The following is a 427-nucleotide window of genomic DNA, read 5'->3' on the forward strand; positions in this document are numbered from 1 at the left end:
AATCCCCACACGACCACAAATACGTTTCAGGTGGTCGGATGCAAAAACGGCACCATTGTCCACGTACAGCTGTTCTGGAACACCATGCCGTAGAATGGCCTTCTTGAGACTGTCCTCCATCCGGGGCATCTTCTCATCCCAGTAGAACTGTCCATGGACAATCAGGCGACTGTGATCATCAATAATTGCGAAGAGAATCGCCTTCTTCCGTTTACCAGGGTTGTCCGGGTCGGGTAAGTATAGCGTGTGCTGAAAATCCGCTTGCCACAACACGTGTACGTCTTCTGCCTCAAATCGGCGAAATGTGCCTTTGTTCTGTGGTGTGATCAACAACTCCCGGCGACTGAGCCCGGCCTGACGAAGATGCCTGGCCAGCGTGCTCACCGCCACAGTTCCGGGTGCAGCCGCACCTTGCGCTTCGAGCAGC

The 427-nt window shown here is 54.6% G+C and carries 1 pseudogene; it reads right to left on the reverse strand.

Annotation, left to right across the window (positions count from 1 at the left end):
* A pseudogene (locus ATW55_RS09920) lies at positions 1–427 on the reverse strand (DDE-type integrase/transposase/recombinase); the annotation flags it as partial.

The sequence above is a fragment of the Ferroacidibacillus organovorans genome, assembly GCF_001516615.1.
GTDB classification, from domain to species: Bacteria; Bacillota; Bacilli; order Alicyclobacillales; family SLC66; genus Ferroacidibacillus; species Ferroacidibacillus ferrooxidans_B.